The sequence below is a fragment of the Streptomyces sp. PH9007 genome, assembly GCF_059813725.1.
The window spans coordinates 2,672,813-2,692,172 of the sequence record NZ_CM187440.1; the positions used below are offsets into that span (position 1 = coordinate 2,672,813).

Here is a 19,360-nt window from a genome sequence, read left to right on the forward strand (position 1 = left end):
GCCATGCTACGGGCCCATCGCGGTTACGGGCCCAGCCGCCTTTCGTTCCCGCCCGCCTGCACCAGGCCCGTCTCGTACGCGAGCACCACGGCCTGCACCCGGTCGCGCAGCTGGAGCTTGGCGAGGATCCGGCCGACATGCGTCTTCACGGTGGCCTCGGAGACGAACAGCTGCCCGGCGATCTCCCCGTTGGACAGGCCCTGCGCGATCAGCAGCAGCACCTCGCGCTCGCGGTCGGTGAGCTGCTCGATCTCGGGGTGGGCGGGCTGCCGCTCGGCCGGAATCAGCGTCATGAAACGGTCCAGCAGCCGCCGCGTGGTGGAGGGGGCGACCACCGCGTCGCCGCTGTGCACGGAGCGGATGGCGGCCAGCAGTTCGTCCGGGGGCACGTCCTTGAGCATGAACCCGGCCGCGCCCGCCTTGAGGCCGGAGAAGGCGTACTCATCGAGGTCGAAGGTGGTCAGGATCAGCACCTTGGGGTCGCCGGGGCCGCCCGCGCCCTCCTTGCAGATCCGGCGGGTGGTCTCCACCCCGTCCAGCCGCGGCATCCGCACATCCATCAGGACCACGTCCACGGTGGTGGAGCGCAGCACCTCCAGCGCCTCGACGCCGTCCCCGGCCTCGGCGGCGACCGTCATGTCCTCCTGGGCGTCCAGCACCATCCGGAAGCCGGTGCGCAGCAGGACCTGATCGTCCACCAGCATGACTTTGATGGGCGGCTGCGGTGTCGTGGTCACCAGGGGGTCCTTCCTCGGGGCCCGGGGCCCGGGGGTCGTGGCGCGCGGAGTGTGGCTCGGGTGGTCGTGGCCGGGGACGGCGGGGCTCAGGGATGGGCGGCCAGCGGCAGTGTGGCGGAGATCCGGAAGCCGCCGCCGGGCCGGGGCCCGGCGAGCAGTTCGCCGCCGACCATCCCGACCCGTTCGCGCATCCCGATCAGCCCCTGCCCCAGACCGTCGACGCCACGCTCCTCGTACAGCTCGCGCTGCGCGCCGCGCCCGTCGTCCTCGGCGAGCACCGTCAGCGCGTCGCCCGCGTAGTCCAGGCAGACCCGGGCGCCGGCGTCGGGGCCGCCGTGCTTGCGGGTGTTGGTCAGCGCCTCCTGGACGATGCGGTACGCGGTCAGCTCGACGCCGCTGGGCAGCGGGCGCGGGGTGCCGCTGATCCGGAAGTCGACGGGCAGCCCGGTGTCGCGGACCTGGTCGACGAGTTCGGCGAGCTGCTCGACGCCGGGCTGCGGCACATAGTCCTGCGCGGTGGCGGTGCTCGCGCCGTCCCCGCGCAGCACGCCCAGCAGCCGGCGCATCTCGGTGAGCGCCTGCCGCCCGGTGCCGGAGATGGTGGCCAGGGCGGTGCGGCACTGCTCGGGGTGGCTGTCCAGGACGTAGGCGGCGCCGTCGGCCTGCACCACCATCACGGACACGTTGTGCGCCACGACGTCGTGGAGTTCGCGGGCGATCCTGGCGCGTTCGGCGGCGACCGCGATCCGCGACTGGGTCTCGCGTTCGCGCTCCAGCCGGGCGGCGCGCTCCTCCAGCTCGGCGTAGTAGGCGCGGCGGGTGCGCAGCGAGTCGCCCAGCACCCAGGCGAGCAGGAACATCACGGTGACGAAGACAGTGGAGATGATGGTGCCGGCCAGGGACTCCTCGTTGGTGTCCGGCCAGCGCACGGTGGCCAGGCCCGGCGCGGTGAGCGAGGCCCCGAGGGCGAGCCGGGAGGCCCAGCGCACCGGCCGGGACGCCACGGTGAACACGAGGACCAGGAAGACGAAGTCGGAGGGGATCGGCGGGACGTCGGCGGCCAGCTGGAACAGGCCCGCGGCGATGCCGAGCAGCAGCATCTTCTCCGGCGCCCGGCGGCGGAAGGCCAGCGCACCGGTCAGCGTCAGGGAGACGATCACGGCGGCGGCCTCGGAGCCGCGGTACATCGAGTCCTCGCGGCCCGCCGCCGTCAGCATCACAACGGTGCCGAACAGCCATACGACGCCCCAGGATCCGTCCACCCAGCCGGGGTGACGGCGCACGAGGTCGTAGAGCCGGTTCATGTCACCCAGAGTAGGGAGCGCGCACGGCTCGGGAGTCAGCCGATGGGCCGATCCGTGCGGCCGTCGGCTACTCCTCAAGGTGGACACGGCGGGCCGGGGGCGCCCCATGCCGGGAGCTGGGGGAGCGTACCGTGAGGCCGGTGAGCGGTGAGGTGACACGGTGGCGGGCGGCGGCGGAGCGCGCGCTGTACGGGCCAGGCGGCTTCTATGTGCGGCACGCCCCCGCCGCGCACTTCCGCACCGCGGTGCACGCCTCGCCGCTGTACGCGCGGGCCGTCGCCCGGCTGCTGGAGGGCGTCGACACTGCGCTGGGGCACCCCGCGGAGCTGGCCCTGGTGGACCTGGGCGCCGGACGCGGCGAGTTGACGGCCGGGGTCCTGGCGGCGCTGGAGGCACCGGTGGCGGCGCGCGTGGTGCCGTACGCAGTGGAGCGGGCGACGCGGCCGGCCGGGCTCGACGCCCGGGTGCGCTGGTGCGCGGAGCCGCCGCGCGGCGTGCGCGGGCTGCTGTTCGCGAACGAGTGGCTGGACAACGTCCCGGTGGAGGTGGCCGAGGTGGACGGGGACGGCGTCCCCCGGTACGTGCTGGTCTCCCCGGACGGCGAGGAGCGGCTCGGCGACCCGGTGACCGGCCCGGACGCCGACTGGCTGGCCCGCTGGTGGCCGCTGCCGCCGGAACCGGGGCTGCGCGCCGAACCGGGCGGGCCGCGCGACGCCGCCTGGGCCGCGGCCGTGGACACCCTCACCGACGGCCTGGCCGTGGCGGCGGACTACGGGCACACCGCCGCGAGCCGCCCGCCGCTGGGCTCCCTCACCGGGTTCCGGGACGGGCGCGAGGTGCCGCCGGTGCCGGACGGCGGCTGCGACCTGACCGCCCACGTAGCACTGGACGCCTGCGCCGCCGCCACCGCGCCCGGCGGCGCCCCGTCCTGGCGGCTGACCCAGCGCACGGCGCTGCACCGCCTCGGGGTGCGCGGCGACCGGCCGCCGCTCGCGCTGGCCGCCACCGACCCGGCCGGGTACGTACAGGCCCTGGCGCGGGCCGGACAGGCGGCGGAGCTGACCGATCCCGGCGGGCTCGGCGACTTCGGCTGGCTGCTGTCGGCGGCCGGCCCCGCCGGGACGGCGGCGGCCCGGCTACTTGTCGATGTCGCCGACGACGAAGAAGAACGAGCCGAGGATCGCCACCATGTCGGCCACCAGGGTGCCGGGGAGTAGCCGGCTGAGCGCCTGGATGTTGTTGAAGGAGGCGGAGCGCAGCTTCAGCCGGTACGGGGTGCGCTCGCCGCGCGAGACCAGGTAGTAGCCGTTGAGGCCCAGCGGGTTCTCGGTCCAGGCGTAGGTCGCGCCCTCGGGGGCCTTCAGGACCTTGGGCAGCCGCTGGTTGACGGGCCCCGGCGGCAGTTCGGCGAGCCGGTCCAGGCAGGCGTCGGCCAGCTCCAGGGAGTTCTTGGTCTGCTCCAGCAGCACCTCGAAGCGGGCGAGGCTGTCCCCCGCGGTGCGGGTGCTCACCCTCAGCACGTCCCCCAGCTCCCCGTACGCCAGGTACGGCTCATCGCGGCGCAGGTCGAAATCGACGCCGCTGGCGCGGGCGATGGGGCCCGAGATCCCGTAGGCGTGGGCGGTCTCCGGGGACAGCACGCCGATGCCGCGGGTGCGGGCCCGGAAGACCTCGTTGCCCAGGATCAGGCCGTCCAGCCGGTCCATGCCGCCGCGTACCGCCGCGACCGCCTGCCGGGCCCGCCCGGTCCAGCCGGCCGGCAGGTCCTCCTTGAGGCCGCCGACCCGGTTGAACATGTAGTGCATCCGCCCGCCGGACGCCTCCTCCATCACGTGCTGGAGGGATTCGCGCTCGGTGAAGGCGTAGAACATGGGGGTGATGCCGCCCAGCTCCAGCGGATAGGAGCCGAGGAACATCAGATGGTTGAGCACCCGGTTCAGCTCGGCGAGCAGGGTGCGCAGCCACACGGCCCGCTCGGGGACCTCCATGCCCAGCATCCGCTCGACGGCCAGCACCACGCCCAGCTCGTTGGAGAACGCGGACAGCCAGTCGTGGCGGTTGGCCAGCACGATGATCTGCCGGTAGTCGCGCGCCTCGAAAAGCTTCTCCGCGCCCCGGTGCATGTAGCCGATCACCGGTTCGGCCGCCGAGATCCGTTCCCCGTCGAGCACCAGGCGCAGCCGCAGCACGCCGTGGGTGGAGGGGTGCTGAGGGCCGATGTTGAGCACCATGTCGGTGGACTCGGCGGCGCCGCCGACCCCGACCATCGTCTCCGTCATGGCCACAGTCTGACAGCTCACCCGGACAGCCCACCACGATCAGTGAGCGCGCTCTAAGCTTTTGGCATGGACGAGGTAGGGGAAGAGGCCGCCTGGCACGGGGTACGGCCGGGACTGCTGACCATGCGGCGGCTGGTACTGGCGCTGTGGCTCGGCCCGCTGGTGCTGGCCGCGGCCGTCGTACCGGCGGTGCTCGGGGCGCCGGTGTGGTCGCTGCCAGCGCTGGCGCCGCTGCTGCTGGGCGCGTGGGGGTGGCGGGCGCTGGGGCGCAATTTCCGCTCCTGGCGCTACCAGGAACGGGACGACGACCTGCTGATCAGCCGGGGCGTGCTGTGGCGGCAGCTGACCGTGGTGCCCTACGGCCGGATGCAGCTCGTCGAGGTCACCTCCGGGCCGCTGGACCGCAAGTTCGACCTGGCCAGACTTCAGCTGCACACCGCGGCGGCGGCCAGCGACGCCACCATCCCCGGCCTCGAACCGGCCGAGGCGGAACGGCTGCGCGACCGGCTCACCGCGCTCGGCGAAGCCCGGTCGGCGGGACTGTGAACACGAACGGGGTGACCATGACCGCGGACCCGACGGCCCCGCCCACCGAGCCCTCGCTGGAGAACGACGGCAAGCGTCTGCACCCCGTCACCCCCTGGCGGCGGGCCTGGGCCCCCCTGGCCGGGCTGTTCGCGGTCGGTCTCAACAACGCCGAGAACATCCGGTCCTGGACCACCTCCCTGGGCCTGGGCTGGCTCGCCGCCCTGCTGGTCGCCCTCATGCTGTGCGGCGCCGGCTACGGCTTCCTGTCCTGGCGCGTCACCCGCTATCTCGTCACCGACACCGAACTGCGCATCCGTACCGGTCTGCTGTTCCGCCGCACCGCGCACCTGCGGCTGGACCGCATCCAGTCCATCGACGTCACCCGGCCCCTGCTCGCCCGTGCCGTCGGCGTCGCCAAGCTCAAGATGGACGTGGTCGGCTCCGGCGACTCCGACGAACTCGCCTACCTCGGGGAGTCCGAGGCCACCGCGCTGCGCGCCGAACTCCTCGCCCGCGCCGCCGGCATCGACCCGCTCACCGCGCCCAGCGCCGGAGAGGCCCCGGCCCGCCGGGTGGCGGCCGTGCCGACCCCGGTGCTGGCCAAGGCCCTCGCCCTGGAGTCCCTCAGCGGCGGCTGGGCCCTGCTGCTGGTCGCCGGGATCGCCCTGCCCGTGACGCTGTACGTGCTGGGCGCGGGCCTGTTCGTCGCGCTCACCGTCGCGCTGCCGATGCTGGCCGGCGTGTGGGGCGGCACCCTGGGCCGCTTCCTCACCCAGTACGGCTGGACCGTCAGTGAGTCCCCGGACGGGCTGCGGCTGGACCACGGGCTGCTCCAGCGCGACCACGCCACCGTGCCGCCCGGCCGGGTGCAGTCGGTGCGCATCGTCGAACCGCTGCTGTGGCGGCGTCAGGGCTGGGTGCGGGTGGAGCTGTCGGTGGCCGGTGAGGGCAACGAGAGCGGGCTGCTCGTCCCGGTCGCCGGCCGCGCGCAGGCGGGTGAGCTGATCGGGCGGATCCTGCCCGAGGTCGACATCGACAAGACGATGGCCTCCATCACCGCCGTGCCGCGGCGCTCGCGCTGGGCGGTCCCGGTGTGGCGGCACGGGTACGGGCACGGGGTGACCGACGCCGTGTTCGTGGCCCGCGCGGGACGGCTGAGCCGCCGCTACACGCTGGTGCCGCACGCCAAGGTGCAGAGCGTACGGATGACGCAGGGGCCGTGGGAGCAGCGGCTCGGTCTGGCCGACATCCATGTCGACCACGGCGCCAACGGGACGGCCACCGCCCGGCTGCGGGACGCCGCCGAGGCGGCCCGGGAGGTCGCCGCGCAGGCGGACCGCTCCCGGCTGGGGCGCCGCAACGCCGCCCCGGAGCGCTGGCTGACGCGCTGACGGCCGCCGGGCGGCGGGGCGGTGCTGCGGCGGGGTGGTGGTGCGGCGCCGCGCCGCCGCCCGTCAGATCACCGTGCCGCCACCGCCGTCGTCCGGCTGCTGCTCCTCGTCGCCCTCGTCCTCCTCCTGATCGATGAGGACCGGCGAGCCGTGGTGCGACCACAGCTTCCACTCGCCCTCACCGCCCTCGGCGCGCCGGAAGAGGTTGGTGGCCACCACCAGACCGCCCACCAGCGGCCCGGCACTGCCGTCCTCCTCGGCGGGCCCGCCGCTGAGGATGTTCTCGGTGCAGGTCACCAGGGCCGTGTCGCCCATCACGGAGACCTCGACATCGGTGAGGAAGAACTGGATGTACTCGGTGTTCGCCATGATCAGCGCATAGGAGCGCAGCACCTCCCCGCGGCCGGTGATCACCGGCCAGCCCGGATGGATGACGCTGATCTCCTCGGCGTCGATCCAGCGGTCCGCCATGGCGTCCAGATCGCCCTGCTCCAGCGCGTCGTACAGCGCGGTGTTGGCGGCTTCCACCGCTTCGATGTCCGTCCGGGTACCACTCATGTATGGGCCGTATCCCCTTCCGTTCCGGCGTGCACGTGCGTCGCGTCCTCGACGGCCTGGGCCACCCGGACCGCGTCCGCGCTGGCTCGTACCTCGTGTACCCGCACCGCCCATGCCCCCACACGGGCCGCGAGCGCCGAGATGGCGGCGGTGGCGTGATCCCGCTCGGCGGCGGGCGGCGGAGTGCCCCCGGGACCGGCCAGCACCCGGCCGAGGAACCGCTTGCGGGAGGCCGCCACCAGCAGCGGCCACTCCAGCTCCCGGCGCAGCCGGTCCAGGCCCGCCACCAGGGCCAGATCGTGCTCGGCCCGCTTGGCGAAGCCGAGCCCGGGATCGGCGATGATACGGGCCGGGTCGATGCCGCCGGCGACGGCACGCTCGATGGAGGCGCGCAGTTCGGCGATGACCTCGCCGGTGACGTCCGTGTACCGGGCGCGGTCGTTCATGTCGATGCTCTGGCCGCGCCAGTGCATGACGACGAACGGCACCCGGGCGTCTGCGACCGCGGGCACCATCCGGGCGTCGGCGCGGCCTCCGCTGACATCGTTGACGATCCGGGCCCCGGCGGCGATGGACTGCTCGGCGACCGAGGCGCGCATGGTGTCGACGCTCACGATCACCCCCTCGGCGGCCAGCTCGCGCACCACGGGCAGCACCCGGCGCAGTTCCTCGCCCTCGTCCACCCGGGTGGCGCCGGGGCGGGTGGACTCGCCCCCGACATCGACGAGATCGGCTCCGGCGGCCACCAGGTCGAGGCCGTGCTTGACGGCTGTCTCCGGGTCGAACCAGCGCCCGCCGTCGGAGAAGGAGTCGGGCGTCACGTTGACGACCCCCATGACCGCACACCGATTCCACTCCGGCAACCCGGCCACCCGACGACGCATCTCAGCCATGCCTCCACCCTAGGGCTTGTCCGACGGATCCCGCCTGGCCCGCAGCGCCTGGCACGGCACCTCGCTGCACTCCGCTTCGCTCCGTCTCTGCTCTTTTACAAGACCTTGGAGGCAGAGCTGCCGAGACGCCCAAGTAGCCCACTACGAGGCCGCCCCCGCGCCTTGCGATCCTCCCCCAGCCTTCGGCCGGGAGGTGCCCCCAGCACCAGACACCGCGGGCCTGACCGGCGCCATCCGTCGGACAAGCCCCCGGGCGCACCGCTGATCCACGCACCCCGCCCGGTCCGCCGGGGCGCCGGCGGTCCGCGGCGACCCCGGCCCGCCGGCGCCCCGGACCTCGTGATGGGGTGGCGGCGGGGCTTAGCCGTTGCGGTGCGCGGGTAGCCGCCGCTGACAAGGGCTGTCACCATCCGCAGGTAGATTCGAATGTGCCGGCGGCAACACGCCGGTGAACGACCGGGAGAAGGGAGCAGACCATGGATCGCATCACGCTGAGCGGGCTGCGGGTCAGGGGGTTCCACGGTGTGCTCCCGCACGAACGGGAGGGGGGCCAGTGGTTCACGGTTGACCTCACACTGGGCCTGGACACCCGTCCCGCCGCGGCGACCGACGATCTGGCGAAGACCGCGGACTACGGGAGGGTGGCCCAGGAGGTCACCGCCGTCGTCGCCGGCGAGCCCGTCGATCTTCTGGAGACGCTCGCCCAGCGGATCGCCGATCGTTGCCTCGCGTTCACCCCGGTGCGCGAGGCAGAGGTCACCCTCCACAAACCGCAGGCGCCGATCACCGTTCCCTTCGACGACGTGACCATCACCATCAAGCGGAGCCGAGCATGACCCCCAGCAATGCCGCGTCCACTCCCGACCCGACCGTCCAGCCGGTGCCCGCCTCCGTGGTGCAGCAGGTCGACGCCGCCGACACCACCCTGCACAACCCCAAACGCGCCGTCCTGTCCCTCGGCAGCAACCTCGGCAACCGCCTGGAGACCCTCCAGGGCGCCATCGACGCGCTGGAGGACACCCCGGGGCTGCGGGTGAAAGCCGTCTCCCCGGTGTACGAGACCGAGCCGTGGGGGGTGCCCACCGGCAGCCAGTCCACGTACTTCAACGCGGTGATCGTCGTGAAGACGACGCTCCCGCCGGCCTCGCTCCTGGAGCGCGCGCACGCCATCGAGGAGGCGTTCGAGCGTGTACGCGACGAGCGCTGGGGGCCGCGCACCATCGACGTGGACATCGTCGCCTACCAGGGCGTCATCTCGCGGGACCCGGACCTGACCCTGCCGCATCCGCGGGCCCACGAGCGCGCCTTCGTCCTGGTGCCGTGGCACGATGTCGATCCGGCGGCCGAAGTGCCGGGGCACGGCCCGGTCGCCGATCTTCTGTCGACGCTGCCGGAGCAGGGCATCACCGCGCGCGCCGACCTGAAGCTGGCCCTGCCCGACTGAGCGGGGCGAGCACGGAACAGCTGACGGACGAGGGGCACGCACAGCGGTGAATCAACTGCGGATCAGAAATCTGGCCGGACTGTTCGCCGCCGCGTTCGCCTTCGGCTGGGCCGGGGCCGGGCTGTGGGACTCGCTGGGCACGCTGCCCGCGGTCCCGCTGCTCGCCCCGGTCATCCTGGCGCTGATCGCCGCCGTCCTGCTGGCGACCGCGCTGTCCCTGCGCGCCCGGCTGCGGGCGCAGCGCGAACGTCGGGCGGGCGCCCGCCCGGTGGAGCCGCTCGTGGCGGCCCGCGCGGTGGTCTTCGGCCAGGCGAGCGCGCTCGTCTCGTCCCTGGTGGCCGGGTTGTACGGGGGCTTCGGACTGTTCTTGCTGCTGGAGCGGATGGAGGTTCCCAACCGCCGCGAACAGGCCCTGTACGCGGGCCTGTCCGTCATCGCGGGCATCGCGGTGTGCGCCGCCGCCCTGTATCTGGAACGGGTGTGCAAGCTCCCGGACGGCAACGGCGACGACGACCACCGCGACCGGCACGGCCCGATGGGCTCCCCCATCTGATCCGCCGCGCTACACCTCCACGGCGGCCGACTCCTGGACCGAGCGCCGCAGCGCCGCGTGCAGGCTCGCCGGGGTGAGCACGCCCAGGAACCGGTCTCCGTCCAGCACGGCGATCCACCCCGCGTCGTACTGGAGCATCGTGGCGAACGCCTGCTTCAGCGAGGCGCCCACCGGCAGCCACGCCTCCATCCGCCGGGCCCGCGCGGCGACCGTGCCCTCGGGCTGCGGTCCTGCGCCGTCGGGCGGTATCGGCACCCAGCCGTGCAGCCCGTCGTGCTCGTCCAGCACCACGGCCCAGCGGGCGCCCTCGGCCCGCATCCGGTCGCAGGCCAGCGCCATCGGATCGGCCAGATGGACCATCGGCGGCTGCTCCAGGTCGGCGGTCTCCACCGGGGTCACGGACAGCCGCTTCAGCCCCCGGTCGCTGCCGACGAAGGACGCCACATAGTCATTGGCGGGCGCGCCGAGCACCGTGGCCGGGGTGTCGAACTGTTCGACCCGTCCCTGCCCGAAGACCGCGATCCGGTCCCCGAGCCGTACCGCCTCCTCGATGTCGTGCGTCACGAACAGCACGGTCTTGCGCACCTCGGCCTGCAGCCGCAGGAATTCGTTCTGGAGGTGCTCGCGCACCACCGGGTCCACCGCGCCGAAGGGCTCGTCCATCAGCAGCACGGGTGGGTCGGCGGCCAGGGCCCGTGCCACGCCGACCCGCTGCCGCTGCCCGCCGGAGAGCTGGTCGGGGTAGCGCCCGCCGTACACGGCCGGGTCCAGGCCGACCAGTTCCAGCAGTTCGGCGGCGCGCCGCCGGGCCGCCGTGCGGCGCTCGCCCAGCAGGACGGGGACGGTGGCGGTGTTGTCGAGCACCGTCTTGTGCGGGAAGAGGCCGACCTGCTGGATGACGTACCCGATCCGGCGCCGCAGCCGCACCGGGTCGTGGCCGGCGATGTCCTCGCCGTTCAGCAGCACCCGTCCGGAGGTGGGCACCTCCAGCCGGTTGACCATCTTCATGGTGGTGGTCTTGCCGCACCCCGACGGCCCGACGAGGGTGACCAGTTCGCCCTCCGCCACCTCCAGACACAGATCGTCCACCGCGAGGGTGCCGTCCGGGTAGCGCTTGGTGACGTGGTCGAAGAGCAGCATGTTCATGAGTTTGTCAGGTTTACCGCCTAGGGTCATGGACATGAGTGCGAATAGCTGTCTGGTGGCGAACGACTGGATCTGCGGGGAGTACGTACGCACCCGCGGCCAGGAGCTGACCGACGCCACCGTGCAGCACCTCGCCATCACGGCCTCCGCGATCGCCATCGCCGTCGCGGTCGCCTTCCCGCTCGCCCTGCTGGCCCGCCGCTGGCGGCCGGCGGCCGGCTCACTCCTGGGGCTGACCACCGTCCTGTACACCATCCCCTCGCTCGCCATGTACGCGCTGCTGCTGCCCTTCTTCGGCCTGTCGATGTCGGTCGTGGTGTGCGGCCTGGTGCTGTACTCGCTGACGGTGCTGGTGCGCAACATGCTCACCGGGCTGCGCTCGGTCCCCGCCGAGGTACGGGAGGCGGCGCTCGGCATGGGGTACGGACGCGGACGGCTGCTGCTCACCGTCGAACTGCCCCTGGCCCTACCCGCCGTCATGGCCGGGATAAGGATCGCCACCGTCTCCGCCGTCTCCCTGACCACCGTCGGCGCCATCGTCGGCCACGGCGGGCTCGGCAACCTCATCTACAGCGGCATGCAGAGCTACTTCAAGGCCGAGGTGCTCACCGCCTCCGTGCTGTGCGTCCTGCTCGCCGTCACCGCCGATCTGCTGCTGCTCGGCGTCCAGCGGGCCCTCACCCCCTGGTCGCGGGCCGCCGCCGGCCCGTCGAAGGGCGCTGTCGCGTGAACGCCATGACCGGGGCCTGGAGCTGGCTCACCACCGCGGCGCACTGGAGCGGCGACGGCGGCATCACCCAGCGGCTGGGCGAACACCTGTATCTGACCGCCCTCGCCCTGCTGGCCGCCTGCGCCATCGCGCTGCCGCTCGCCATGTGGCTGGGCCACGGCGGGGGCCGCCGGATCGGCGGGGCGGTGGCCATCAACATCTCCAACGTCGGCCGCGCCGTGCCCACCTTCGCCGTGCTGGTGCTGCTCACCCTCACCCCGCTCGCCCGCTACGGCGAACTCCCCACCCTCATCGCGCTGGTGCTGTTCGCGGTGCCCCCGCTGCTCACCAACGCCTACGTGGGGATCGCCGGCACCGACCGGGACATCGTGCAGGCCGCGCGCGGCATGGGCATGTCGCGCGGCCAGATCCTGGCCCGGGTGGAACTCCCGCTCGCCTTCCCCCTGCTGATGACCGGGGTACGCACCGCCGCCGTCCAGATCGTGGCCACCGCCACCCTGGCCGCGCTGCCCGGCGGCGGCGGTCTCGGCCGGATCATCACCGCCGGCTTCGCCACCTACCGCACCTCCCAGGTGGTGGCGGGCGCCATCCTCGTCGCGCTGCTGGCGCTCGCCGTCGAAGGACTGATGGCACTGCTCCAGCGGCTGCTCGACCCCCGCTCGCCCCGGCGCCGCCGCACCACCGCCGCCCCGGCCGGCCCGCATGACACCCAGGACACACCGCCGGAGCCGGCACCCGCCGCTCCGGCGCCCGCCGCGGCCGGCGCCTCCCTGACGAAGACGTCCCAGGGAAACCGCCCGGCCCCGGGCCGGGCACCATCCACCGTCGAAGGGCAAGACACGTGACCGCGACCACCCCCCGTACCCCCCTGCGCCGGCTGCTGGGCGCCACCTGCGGCAGCGCCGCGCTCGCCCTGGCCCTCACCGCGTGCGGCGGCGGGGACAGCCTGGAGTCGGAGGGCGGTGGCGGCGGGGACCAGGACGCCTCGCAGTCCGCCGACACCCTCACCATCGGCGGCGGCGACTTCACCGAGGCCACCATCATGGCCGAGCTGTACTCCCAGCTGCTCACGGACGCCGGCTACACCACCGAGGTCATCACGGTGCAGAGCCGCGAACTGTACGCGCCGGAGCTGGAGAAGGGTTCGATCGACATCGTGCCCGAATACGCCGCCACCCTGGCCGAGTTCCTCAACGCCCGGGTCAACGGCGAGGACGCCCCGCTGATCGCGTCCTCCGACCCGGTCGCCACCGTGGACGCGCTGCGCGAACTGGCCACCCCGCGCGGGCTGACCGTGCTGGAGCCGGGCGACGCCGTCAACCAGAACGCCTTCGCCGTCACCAAGGATTTCGCCGAGGAGCACGGGCTGACCACGCTCTCCGACCTCGGTGCCTCGGGGCTGCCGATCAAGCTGGCGGCCGGCGATGAATGCTCCGAACGTGCGTTCTGCCAGCCGGGACTTGAGGACGTCTACGGCATCGACATCACCGGCATAGACCCCAAGGGTGTCGGCACCGTCCAGGCCAAGCAGGCCGTCAAGGACGGCACCGACGACCTGGTGCTGGTCTCCACCACCGACGCCACCCTGGACGACTTCGGCCTGGTGTTGCTGGAGGACGACCAGAACCTCCAACTCGCAGACAATCTGCTGCCCGTGCTCCACTCCGGCATCGGCGACGACGAGAAGATCACCGCCGCCCTCAACCGCCTCACCGAGACCCTCACCACCGACGATCTGATCGAACTCAACCGCCAGGTGGACTCCGAGCGCCTCAAGGCCGTTGACGTCGCCGGGAGTTACCTGCACGACAAGGGGCTGCTGAGCCACTGAGCCGCCACAGCGGAATGTAACCACCTGAGAACGGTCCGCCGGGTGGGTCCCGGCAGCCCCGGGCGTCACGGTAAGTTTCGGGCATGGCACGTGGACGTCACCGCAACGCACCACTGCACCGGGTGCTGATTCCTGCCGCGCTGGGCGGCGCCGCCGTACTGAGCGCCGGCGCCGCCTGGTTCGTGGGCACCGGCAGCAGCGACGGCGCGGTCGTCGTCCTGCGCTCCCTGACCGCGCTGGCCGCGGCGGCCGCCGTGGGCGCGGCCCTCCTGCTGCGCCGCTGGGACCTGGAGGCCGGGCGGAAGGTCGCCCGCGAACGTGCCGCGAAGGCCGGTATCAGCTGGCAGATCGAGGAGAAGCAGGCCGAGCTGGAGGAGTCCCAGGAACTGGTCTCCACCCTGGAGGCCAAGGTCCGGGCCAAGCGCATCGAACTGGGCCGGCTCCGCTCCGAACACGCCGACCTGCTGCGCCGGTACGCCAACGCCGAGACCGAGCGGGCCAAGGCGCTGGAGGGCCGCCGGCAGCTGGCGCTGGAGGCGGCCGAGCCCGCCAAGGCACTGCCCTCCCGGGCCACCGACCACCGCACCTCGGGCGGCGCGCCGACCCAGCTGACCTACCTCCAGGCGTACGAGGCACTCGGCAAGCTCTCGCGCAACGGCGCCCGTCAGGAGGAGAGCCGCCAGCAGGAGAACCGGGAGCAGGAGCGGCAGCACGAGCCGCGGGACGCCGGGGCCGCCGAGTCCCCCGGCACGGCGGACGCACCGCCCGCCCGCCCCGCGCCGCCGGTCGCGGTACCGCCGCAGGGGGCGCCGGCCGGCGCCGGCCGGGAGAGCACCGAGCCCGCCGGCGGGTTCGACTTCTTCGGCAAGCCGCGCACCGCCAAGCAGTGAGCCGCCGCGGCGCGTCCGTTTCGTTCAAGGCCGGGCCACCGGCCGCTGGATAGCGTGACCGGCATGGAGTCGACACACCTCAGCATCCACATCGACCGCGCCGCCGACGAGGTCTACGCCTACGCGGCCGACCCGGTCAATCTGCCCGCCTGGGCCGCCGGACTCGGCGGTTCCATCGAACTGATCAAGGGACGGTGGATCGCGACGTCCTCCCCCATGGGCCGGGTGGAGGTGGCCTTCGTCCCGCGCAACACGTTCGGTGTGCTCGACCACGAGGTGACCCTGCCGAGCGGCGAGACGGTCCTCAACCCGATGCGGGTGATCCCGGACGAGGAGGGCACCTGCGAGGTGGTCTTCACCCTGCGCCGGCAGCCGGGAAGCACCCCCGAGGACTTCCGCCGCGACGCCGAGCTGGTCGAGGCCGACCTGGCCACCCTCAAGGGCATCGTGGAACGCGGATAGCCCCCGGCGCGCGCCGCCCTCAGCAGCTCGACCGCTCGACCGCTCAGCGGGAGAGGATCAGGCTCATCGCCTCGGCACGGGTCGCCGCGTCCCGCAGCTGGCCGCGTACCGCCGAGGTGGTGGTCTTGGCGCCCGGCTTGCGGACCCCGCGCATCGTCATGCACATGTGCTCGCACTCCACGACCACGATCACCCCGCGCGGCTCCAGGATCCGCATGAGCGAGTCGGCGATCTGCGTGGTCAGCCGCTCCTGCACCTGCGGGCGGCGGGCGAAGACGTCCACCAGCCGGGCCAGCTTCGACAGCCCGGTGATCTTCCCGCTGGAGGACGGGATGTACCCGACGTGGGCCTTGCCCACGAACGGCACCAGGTGGTGCTCGCACGAGGACATCACCTCGATGTCCTTCACCAGCACCATCTCGTCGTGGCCCAGGTCGAAGGTGGTGGTCAGCACATCCTCCGGCTCCTGCCACAGCCCGGCGAATATCTCCCGGTAGGCCCGGGCCACCCGGGCCGGGGTGTCCCGCAGCCCCTCGCGGTCCGGGTCCTCGCCGACCGCGATCAGCAGCTCACGGATGGCGTTCTCGGCGCGCTTCTCGTCGAACGTGCCCACCTGGCCCGCTTCCGCCGTCACCGGGTCCGTCATGTACTTCCCGCCTTGTTTCTGTCAGGCAATGCGGCTGATCGGCCGGTACGACGTGGTGACCAGGTTCACTCGGCGCCGGGGCGCTCCCCCGGCTCGGTGCCGATGACCTTCTCCAGGGAGGTGGTGCCGTTCTCCCCGCTGCCGTTGGCCAGCTGCACGTTCTTCACCGGAACGGACACCGGAGGCCGGGTCGAGGGGGTGCGCCGGGCGGAGCCGGTCCACGCCGGGCGGGCCGGACGCTTGATGACCGGGCGGAAGATCTCCGCGAGCTCCTCCTTGTTGAGGGTCTCCCTCTCCAGCAGCTCCAGCACCAGGTTGTCGAGCACGTCCCGGTTCTCCACCAGGATCTCCCACGCCTCGTTGTGCGCGGTCTCGATCAGCTTCTTGACCTCCTCGTCCACCAGCCCGGCGACCTCCTCGGAGTAGTCGCGCTGGTGGGACATCTCCTTGCCCAGGAAGGGCTCGGACTGGTCGGAGCCGAACTTGATCGCGCCGAGCCGCTCGGTCATCCCGTACTGGGTGACCATGGAGCGCGCCGTGCCCGTCGCCTTCTCGATGTCGTCGCCCGCGCCGGTGGTCGGGTCGTGGAAGACCAGTTCCTCGGCGGCGCGACCGCCCATCATGTAGGCGAGCCGGTCCAGCATCTCGTTGCGGGTGGTGGAGTACTTGTCCTCCTCCGGCAGCACCATGGTGTAGCCCAGCGCCCGGCCGCGGGACAGGATCGTCACCTTGTGCACCGGGTCGCTGTTCGGAGAGGCCGCCGCGACCAGGGCGTGTCCGCCCTCGTGGTACGCGGTGATCATCTTCTCCTTGTCGCTCATGATGCGGGTGCGCTTCTGCGGACCGGCCACGACGCGGTCGATCGCCTCGTCGAGGAACTTGTTGTCGATCAGCTTGGCGTTGCCGCGGGCGGCCAGCAGCGCCGCCTCGTTGAGGACGTTGTTCAGATCGGCGCCGGTGAAGCCGGGGGTACGCCGTGCGACGGCCCCCAGGTCGACGTCCGGGGCGACCGGCTTGCCCTTCTGGTGAACCTTGAGGATCTCCAGACGGCCCTGCATGTCGGGGCGGTCGACCGCGATCTGCCGGTCGAACCGGCCCGGCCGCAGCAGCGCCGGGTCGAGGATGTCGGGGCGGTTGGTGGCGGCGATCAGGATGACGCCGCCCTTGACGTCGAAGCCGTCCATCTCGACCAGCAGCTGGTTGAGGGTCTGCTCGCGCTCGTCGTGCCCGCCGCCCATGCCGGCACCGCGGTGCCGGCCGACGGCGTCGATCTCGTCGACGAAGACGATCGCCGGGGCGTTCGCCTTGGCCTGCTCGAACAGGTCACGGACCCGGGAGGCGCCGACACCCACGAACATCTCGACGAAGTCGGAGCCGGAGATCGAGTAGAAGGGCACCCCGGCCTCGCCGGCCACGGCGCGCGCCAGCAGCGTCTTGCCGGTGCCGGGCGGGCCGTACAGCAGCACACCCTTGGGAATCTTGGCACCGACGGCCTGGAACTTGCCGGGCTCCTGGAGGAACTCCTTGATCTCGTGGAGCTCCTCGACGGCCTCGTCCGAACCGGCCACGTCGGCGAAGGTGGTCTTCGGGGTGTCCTTGCTGATCAGCTTGGCCTTGGACTTCCCGAACTGCATGACCCGGGAGCCGCCGCCCTGCATCTGGTTCATCAGGAACAGGAAGACCACGATGATCAGCAGGAACGGCAGGATGGACAGCAGCATCCCGACGAACGGGTTCTGCGACTTCGGGGAGACGGTGTAGCCGCCCTCCAGGTCGCCGGCGGCGAGCTTGTCCTGGAGCGTGCCGGCCAGGTTCTCGCCCTGACCGTCGATGTAGTTGGCCTGGACCTTGGTCGTGCCCTCGATCTCCTGGCCGCTCTTCAGCTCGATCTTGATGGTCTGCTCGTCGCCGGTGGTGAGCTCGGCGGACTGGACGTGGTTCTGGGCGATCGCCTGGACGACCTTGCCCGTGTCCACCTTCTTGTAGCCCTCGGACGAGGTGAACACCTGCATCAGCAGAACCACGGCAAGGACGGCCAGTACGATCCACATCACTGGCCCACGGAAATAGCGCTTCACGTCTATTCACACGGGGCGGTGCGGCCCCGTCCCTCCTGCCATGTAGAGGCACAGCCCCCGGCTGGGATCCGCTGTGCGCGGCGGTGTCCTACGTCTCGTTCAACCGCGACCGTACCCCAAAGCGGCCCTCCGGCGGCGCCGGGGACAGTGGGATATGGCCGCTTGTCCATAAACACGCAACGCCGGACGGCCCCGATGCGTTCCGCGCGGTCCGCTCAGCCCTGGTAGACGTGCGGCGCGAGCGTACCGACAAAGGGGAGATTCCGGTACTTCTCGGCGTAGTCCAGGCCGTATCCCACCACGAATTCATTCGGGATGTCGAAGCCGACCCACTCCACCTCTATGTCGACCTTCGCCGCGTCGGGCTTGCGCAGCAGCGTCACCACCTTGAGCGACGCCGGCTCGCGCGAACCGAGGTTCGACAGCAGCCAGGACAGGGTCAGCCCCGAGTCGATGATGTCCTCGACGATCAGGACGTCCCGGCCCTTGATGTCGGCGTCCAGGTCCTTGAGGATCCGCACCACCCCGGAGGACTGGGTGCCCGCGCCGTAGGAGGACACCGCCATCCAGTCCATGGTGACGGGTGAGGACAGGGCCCGGGCGAGGTCCGCCATGACCATCACCGCTCCCTTGAGCACTCCGACCAGGAGCAGGTCCTTGCCCGCGTACTCCGTGTCGATCTTCGCGGCCAGCTCGGCCAGCTTCGCGTCGATCTCTTCCTTGGTGATGAGCACCGACTCCAGGTCCGCGCCCATGTCCTTCTCGTGCACCCGCGTCACTCTCTGCCGCTTGCCGCTCTCAGCGGTCCGCCCGGTCTGCTCGGTCCGCCTGCCGGAGAACCAGTCTGCCACCCTGCCTCGCGACCTCCACGCGGCCGGGCAGGTTCAGGGGCCGCTGACCGTGCCAGTCGGTGATGAGCCGGTCGGTCTCCTCGATGTGCCGGGCGAAGAGCGAACCCGCCGGGGCGCCCGCCGCGACGGCCGCCCGGCGCAGCACCCGGCGCCGTACGGCCGGGGGCAGCGGGGCGAGCGCGGCGATGGTGAGGGTGCCGTCCTCGGCGGTGGCGGTGCCCTCGGCGTCGGCGGCCCACAGGTCGAGCGCGTCGGCGTCGTCGCGGGCGAGGGCGGCGGTGCGGGCCAGCGCCTCGACGACGCCTCGGCCCAGGGCCTTCTCCAGGATGGGCAGGGCCTCGTGGCGGACCCGGGAGCGGGTGTAGGACGGGTCGGTGTTGTGCGGGTCGTCCCACACGGGCAGGGACTGCACCAGGCAGGCCTTGCGGGTGGTCTGCCGGTCGATGCCCAGGAACGGGCGGCGGTAGCGGCCGGTGTGCCCCGCGGTGCCGCCGGAGACGGCGGCCATCCCGGACAGCGAGCGGACGCCGGAGCCGCGGGCGAGACCGAGCAGGACGGTCTCGGCCTGGTCGTCGCGGGTGTGGCCGAGGAGGACGGCGGCGGCGTGGTGGCGGTCGGCGGCGGTGTCCAGGGCCCGGTAGCGAGCGGTGCGGGCGGCGGCCTCGGTGCCGCCGGAGCGGCCCACGGTCACGGTGGCGATGTCCACGGGGGCCAGGCCGAGGGCGGTGAGGCGGTCGGCGACCTCGGCGGCGCGGGCGGCGGAACCGTCCTGGAGGCCGTGGTCGACGGTGACGGCGCCGGCCCGCAGGCCGGCCCGGGGGGCCTCGAAGGCGAGCGCGGAGGCCAGGGCCATGGAGTCGGCGCCACCGGAGGCGGCGACCAGGACGAGCGGGGGGTCGTGCGGCGGATCGAGCGGATCGTGCGGATCGAGTGGGGAGGGCTCCGGGGCTTCGTTCAGCAGATCGTGGAGCACACGGCGGACTGCCAGACGTATCGCCGCGACCGCGGGGTGGGGACCCATGTCCGAATCACTTCTTCC

General features: G+C 72.5%; 21 protein-coding genes. 11 read left to right on the top strand and 10 right to left on the bottom strand.

Features of this window, described 5'->3' with window-relative positions:
* Positions 1-23: 23 nt before the first annotated feature.
* Positions 24-704, bottom strand: a complete 681-nt coding sequence (locus tag ACTFAP_RS12135; protein ID WP_030734959.1) for a response regulator — start codon at positions 702-704, stop codon at positions 24-26.
* Positions 705-823: 119 nt separating this feature from the next.
* Positions 824-2,041 carry a DUF7134 domain-containing protein gene (locus ACTFAP_RS12140; RefSeq protein WP_495684563.1) on the bottom strand — a complete coding sequence of 406 codons (1,218 nt, stop codon included), beginning with the start codon at positions 2,039-2,041 and terminating at the stop codon, positions 824-826.
* A 140-nt stretch (positions 2,042-2,181) separates the two neighbouring features.
* On the opposite strand from ACTFAP_RS12140, the gene ACTFAP_RS12145 reads away from it, so the two are divergent.
* Complete coding sequence (locus ACTFAP_RS12145; RefSeq protein ID WP_500469056.1) at positions 2,182-3,258, top strand: SAM-dependent methyltransferase; 1,077 nt, start codon at positions 2,182-2,184, stop codon at positions 3,256-3,258.
* Here ACTFAP_RS12145 and ACTFAP_RS12150 read toward each other — a convergent pair.
* The gene (locus ACTFAP_RS12150) at positions 3,178-4,320 is read right to left on the bottom strand and encodes an NADH-quinone oxidoreductase subunit D (protein WP_030734970.1); all 1,143 of its coding nucleotides are present in this window, start codon (positions 4,318-4,320) and stop codon (positions 3,178-3,180) included. The two genes, ACTFAP_RS12145 and ACTFAP_RS12150, sit on opposite strands and share 81 nt — an antisense overlap.
* A 66-nt stretch (positions 4,321-4,386) precedes the next feature.
* Here ACTFAP_RS12150 and ACTFAP_RS12155 point away from each other — a divergent pair, with 66 nt between their 5' ends.
* Both ACTFAP_RS12155 and ACTFAP_RS12160 read left to right on the top strand, forming a co-directional pair.
* Positions 4,387-4,866 (top strand): PH domain-containing protein, encoded by a 480-nt coding sequence (locus tag ACTFAP_RS12155; protein ID WP_390118614.1) that lies wholly within the window; start codon positions 4,387-4,389, stop codon positions 4,864-4,866.
* Between the two features lie 17 nt (positions 4,867-4,883).
* Complete coding sequence (locus tag ACTFAP_RS12160) at positions 4,884-6,239, top strand: PH domain-containing protein (RefSeq protein WP_390118612.1); 1,356 nt, start codon at positions 4,884-4,886, stop codon at positions 6,237-6,239.
* A 63-nt stretch (positions 6,240-6,302) separates the two neighbouring features.
* Here ACTFAP_RS12160 and ACTFAP_RS12165 read toward each other — a convergent pair whose 3' ends face one another.
* Complete coding sequence (locus tag ACTFAP_RS12165; RefSeq protein WP_030734978.1) at positions 6,303-6,797, bottom strand: nuclear transport factor 2 family protein; 495 nt, start codon at positions 6,795-6,797, stop codon at positions 6,303-6,305.
* Positions 6,794-7,690: a dihydropteroate synthase gene (gene folP / locus ACTFAP_RS12170; RefSeq protein ID WP_500469057.1), complete on the bottom strand. Its 897-nt coding sequence runs from the start codon at positions 7,688-7,690 to the stop codon at positions 6,794-6,796. The genes ACTFAP_RS12165 and folP overlap by 4 nt, the downstream gene beginning before the upstream one ends.
* A gap of 476 nt (positions 7,691-8,166) precedes the next feature.
* On the opposite strand from folP, the gene folB reads away from it, so the two are divergent.
* Genes folB through ACTFAP_RS12185 form a run of 3 tightly spaced genes read left to right on the top strand, consistent with a single transcriptional unit; the run spans position 8,167 to position 9,687 of the window.
* Positions 8,167-8,526: a dihydroneopterin aldolase gene (gene folB, locus ACTFAP_RS12175; protein WP_500469058.1), complete on the top strand. Its 360-nt coding sequence runs from the start codon at positions 8,167-8,169 to the stop codon at positions 8,524-8,526.
* On the top strand, positions 8,523-9,134 hold the full coding sequence (gene folK / locus ACTFAP_RS12180) for a 2-amino-4-hydroxy-6-hydroxymethyldihydropteridine diphosphokinase (RefSeq protein ID WP_030734985.1): 612 nt from the start codon (positions 8,523-8,525) through the stop codon (positions 9,132-9,134). Before folB ends, folK begins: the two co-directional genes overlap by 4 nt.
* Positions 9,135-9,180: 46 nt before the next feature.
* Positions 9,181-9,687 carry a DUF3180 domain-containing protein gene (locus tag ACTFAP_RS12185; RefSeq protein ID WP_500469059.1) on the top strand — a complete coding sequence of 169 codons (507 nt, stop codon included), beginning with the start codon at positions 9,181-9,183 and terminating at the stop codon, positions 9,685-9,687.
* A 9-nt stretch (positions 9,688-9,696) separates the two neighbouring features.
* Here the strand turns inward: ACTFAP_RS12185 and ACTFAP_RS12190 are convergent, their stop codons facing one another.
* Positions 9,697-10,827, bottom strand: a complete 1,131-nt coding sequence (locus ACTFAP_RS12190; protein ID WP_500469060.1) for an ABC transporter ATP-binding protein — start codon at positions 10,825-10,827, stop codon at positions 9,697-9,699.
* 40 nt (positions 10,828-10,867) lie between these two features.
* Here ACTFAP_RS12190 and ACTFAP_RS12195 point away from each other — a divergent pair, with 40 nt between their 5' ends.
* The 5 genes from ACTFAP_RS12195 to ACTFAP_RS12215 all read left to right on the top strand — a co-directional run bounded on the left by ACTFAP_RS12195 (position 10,868) and on the right by ACTFAP_RS12215 (position 14,746).
* Complete coding sequence (locus ACTFAP_RS12195) at positions 10,868-11,563, top strand: ABC transporter permease (RefSeq protein ID WP_200366341.1); 696 nt, start codon at positions 10,868-10,870, stop codon at positions 11,561-11,563.
* Positions 11,560-12,408 (top strand): ABC transporter permease subunit, encoded by an 849-nt coding sequence (locus tag ACTFAP_RS12200; RefSeq protein WP_495684571.1) that lies wholly within the window; start codon positions 11,560-11,562, stop codon positions 12,406-12,408. Before ACTFAP_RS12195 ends, ACTFAP_RS12200 begins: the two co-directional genes overlap by 4 nt.
* The gene (locus ACTFAP_RS12205) at positions 12,405-13,394 is read left to right on the top strand and encodes an ABC transporter substrate-binding protein (protein ID WP_500469061.1); all 990 of its coding nucleotides are present in this window, start codon (positions 12,405-12,407) and stop codon (positions 13,392-13,394) included. The genes ACTFAP_RS12200 and ACTFAP_RS12205 overlap by 4 nt, the downstream gene beginning before the upstream one ends.
* An 83-nt stretch (positions 13,395-13,477) precedes the next feature.
* Positions 13,478-14,284 carry a hypothetical protein gene (locus tag ACTFAP_RS12210; protein WP_500469062.1) on the top strand — a complete coding sequence of 269 codons (807 nt, stop codon included), beginning with the start codon at positions 13,478-13,480 and terminating at the stop codon, positions 14,282-14,284.
* Positions 14,285-14,347: 63 nt separating this feature from the next.
* The gene (locus ACTFAP_RS12215) at positions 14,348-14,746 is read left to right on the top strand and encodes an SRPBCC family protein (protein ID WP_495684574.1); all 399 of its coding nucleotides are present in this window, start codon (positions 14,348-14,350) and stop codon (positions 14,744-14,746) included.
* 43 nt (positions 14,747-14,789) lie between these two features.
* On the opposite strand, the gene folE is transcribed toward ACTFAP_RS12215, so the two are convergent.
* The 4 genes from folE to tilS all read right to left on the bottom strand — a co-directional run bounded on the left by folE (position 14,790) and on the right by tilS (position 19,342).
* On the bottom strand, positions 14,790-15,392 hold the full coding sequence (gene folE, locus ACTFAP_RS12220; RefSeq protein WP_390118588.1) for a GTP cyclohydrolase I FolE: 603 nt from the start codon (positions 15,390-15,392) through the stop codon (positions 14,790-14,792).
* A gap of 65 nt (positions 15,393-15,457) precedes the next feature.
* Complete coding sequence (gene ftsH, locus ACTFAP_RS12225) at positions 15,458-17,476, bottom strand: ATP-dependent zinc metalloprotease FtsH (RefSeq protein WP_390118761.1); 2,019 nt, start codon at positions 17,474-17,476, stop codon at positions 15,458-15,460.
* A 209-nt stretch (positions 17,477-17,685) separates the two neighbouring features.
* Entirely contained in the window at positions 17,686-18,225 is a 540-nt protein-coding gene (gene hpt / locus ACTFAP_RS12230; RefSeq protein WP_030735016.1) for a hypoxanthine phosphoribosyltransferase, read from the bottom strand.
* A gap of 43 nt (positions 18,226-18,268) precedes the next feature.
* On the bottom strand, positions 18,269-19,342 hold the full coding sequence (gene tilS, locus ACTFAP_RS12235) for a tRNA lysidine(34) synthetase TilS (RefSeq protein ID WP_500469063.1): 1,074 nt from the start codon (positions 19,340-19,342) through the stop codon (positions 18,269-18,271).
* Between the last annotated feature and the right edge of the window lie 18 nt (positions 19,343-19,360).

Coding starts and splice junctions, on each gene's coding strand:
- ACTFAP_RS12135 (WP_030734959.1), bottom strand. CDS start 704: ATGCTGGTGGACGATCAGGTCCTGCTGCGCACCGGCTTCCGGATGGTG.
- ACTFAP_RS12140 (WP_495684563.1), bottom strand. CDS start 2,041: ATGAACCGGCTCTACGACCTCGTGCGCCGTCACCCCGGCTGGGTGGAC.
- ACTFAP_RS12150 (WP_030734970.1), bottom strand. CDS start 4,320: ATGACGGAGACGATGGTCGGGGTCGGCGGCGCCGCCGAGTCCACCGAC.
- ACTFAP_RS12155 (WP_390118614.1), top strand. CDS start 4,387: ATGGACGAGGTAGGGGAAGAGGCCGCCTGGCACGGGGTACGGCCGGGA.
- ACTFAP_RS12160 (WP_390118612.1), top strand. CDS start 4,884: ATGACCGCGGACCCGACGGCCCCGCCCACCGAGCCCTCGCTGGAGAAC.
- ACTFAP_RS12165 (WP_030734978.1), bottom strand. CDS start 6,797: ATGAGTGGTACCCGGACGGACATCGAAGCGGTGGAAGCCGCCAACACC.
- folP (WP_500469057.1), bottom strand. CDS start 7,690: ATGGCTGAGATGCGTCGTCGGGTGGCCGGGTTGCCGGAGTGGAATCGG.
- folB (WP_500469058.1), top strand. CDS start 8,167: ATGGATCGCATCACGCTGAGCGGGCTGCGGGTCAGGGGGTTCCACGGT.
- folK (WP_030734985.1), top strand. CDS start 8,523: ATGACCCCCAGCAATGCCGCGTCCACTCCCGACCCGACCGTCCAGCCG.
- ACTFAP_RS12190 (WP_500469060.1), bottom strand. CDS start 10,827: ATGCTGCTCTTCGACCACGTCACCAAGCGCTACCCGGACGGCACCCTC.
- ACTFAP_RS12195 (WP_200366341.1), top strand. CDS start 10,868: ATGAGTGCGAATAGCTGTCTGGTGGCGAACGACTGGATCTGCGGGGAG.
- ACTFAP_RS12210 (WP_500469062.1), top strand. CDS start 13,478: ATGGCACGTGGACGTCACCGCAACGCACCACTGCACCGGGTGCTGATT.
- ACTFAP_RS12215 (WP_495684574.1), top strand. CDS start 14,348: ATGGAGTCGACACACCTCAGCATCCACATCGACCGCGCCGCCGACGAG.
- folE (WP_390118588.1), bottom strand. CDS start 15,392: ATGACGGACCCGGTGACGGCGGAAGCGGGCCAGGTGGGCACGTTCGAC.
- hpt (WP_030735016.1), bottom strand. CDS start 18,225: ATGGGCGCGGACCTGGAGTCGGTGCTCATCACCAAGGAAGAGATCGAC.
- tilS (WP_500469063.1), bottom strand. CDS start 19,342: ATGGGTCCCCACCCCGCGGTCGCGGCGATACGTCTGGCAGTCCGCCGT.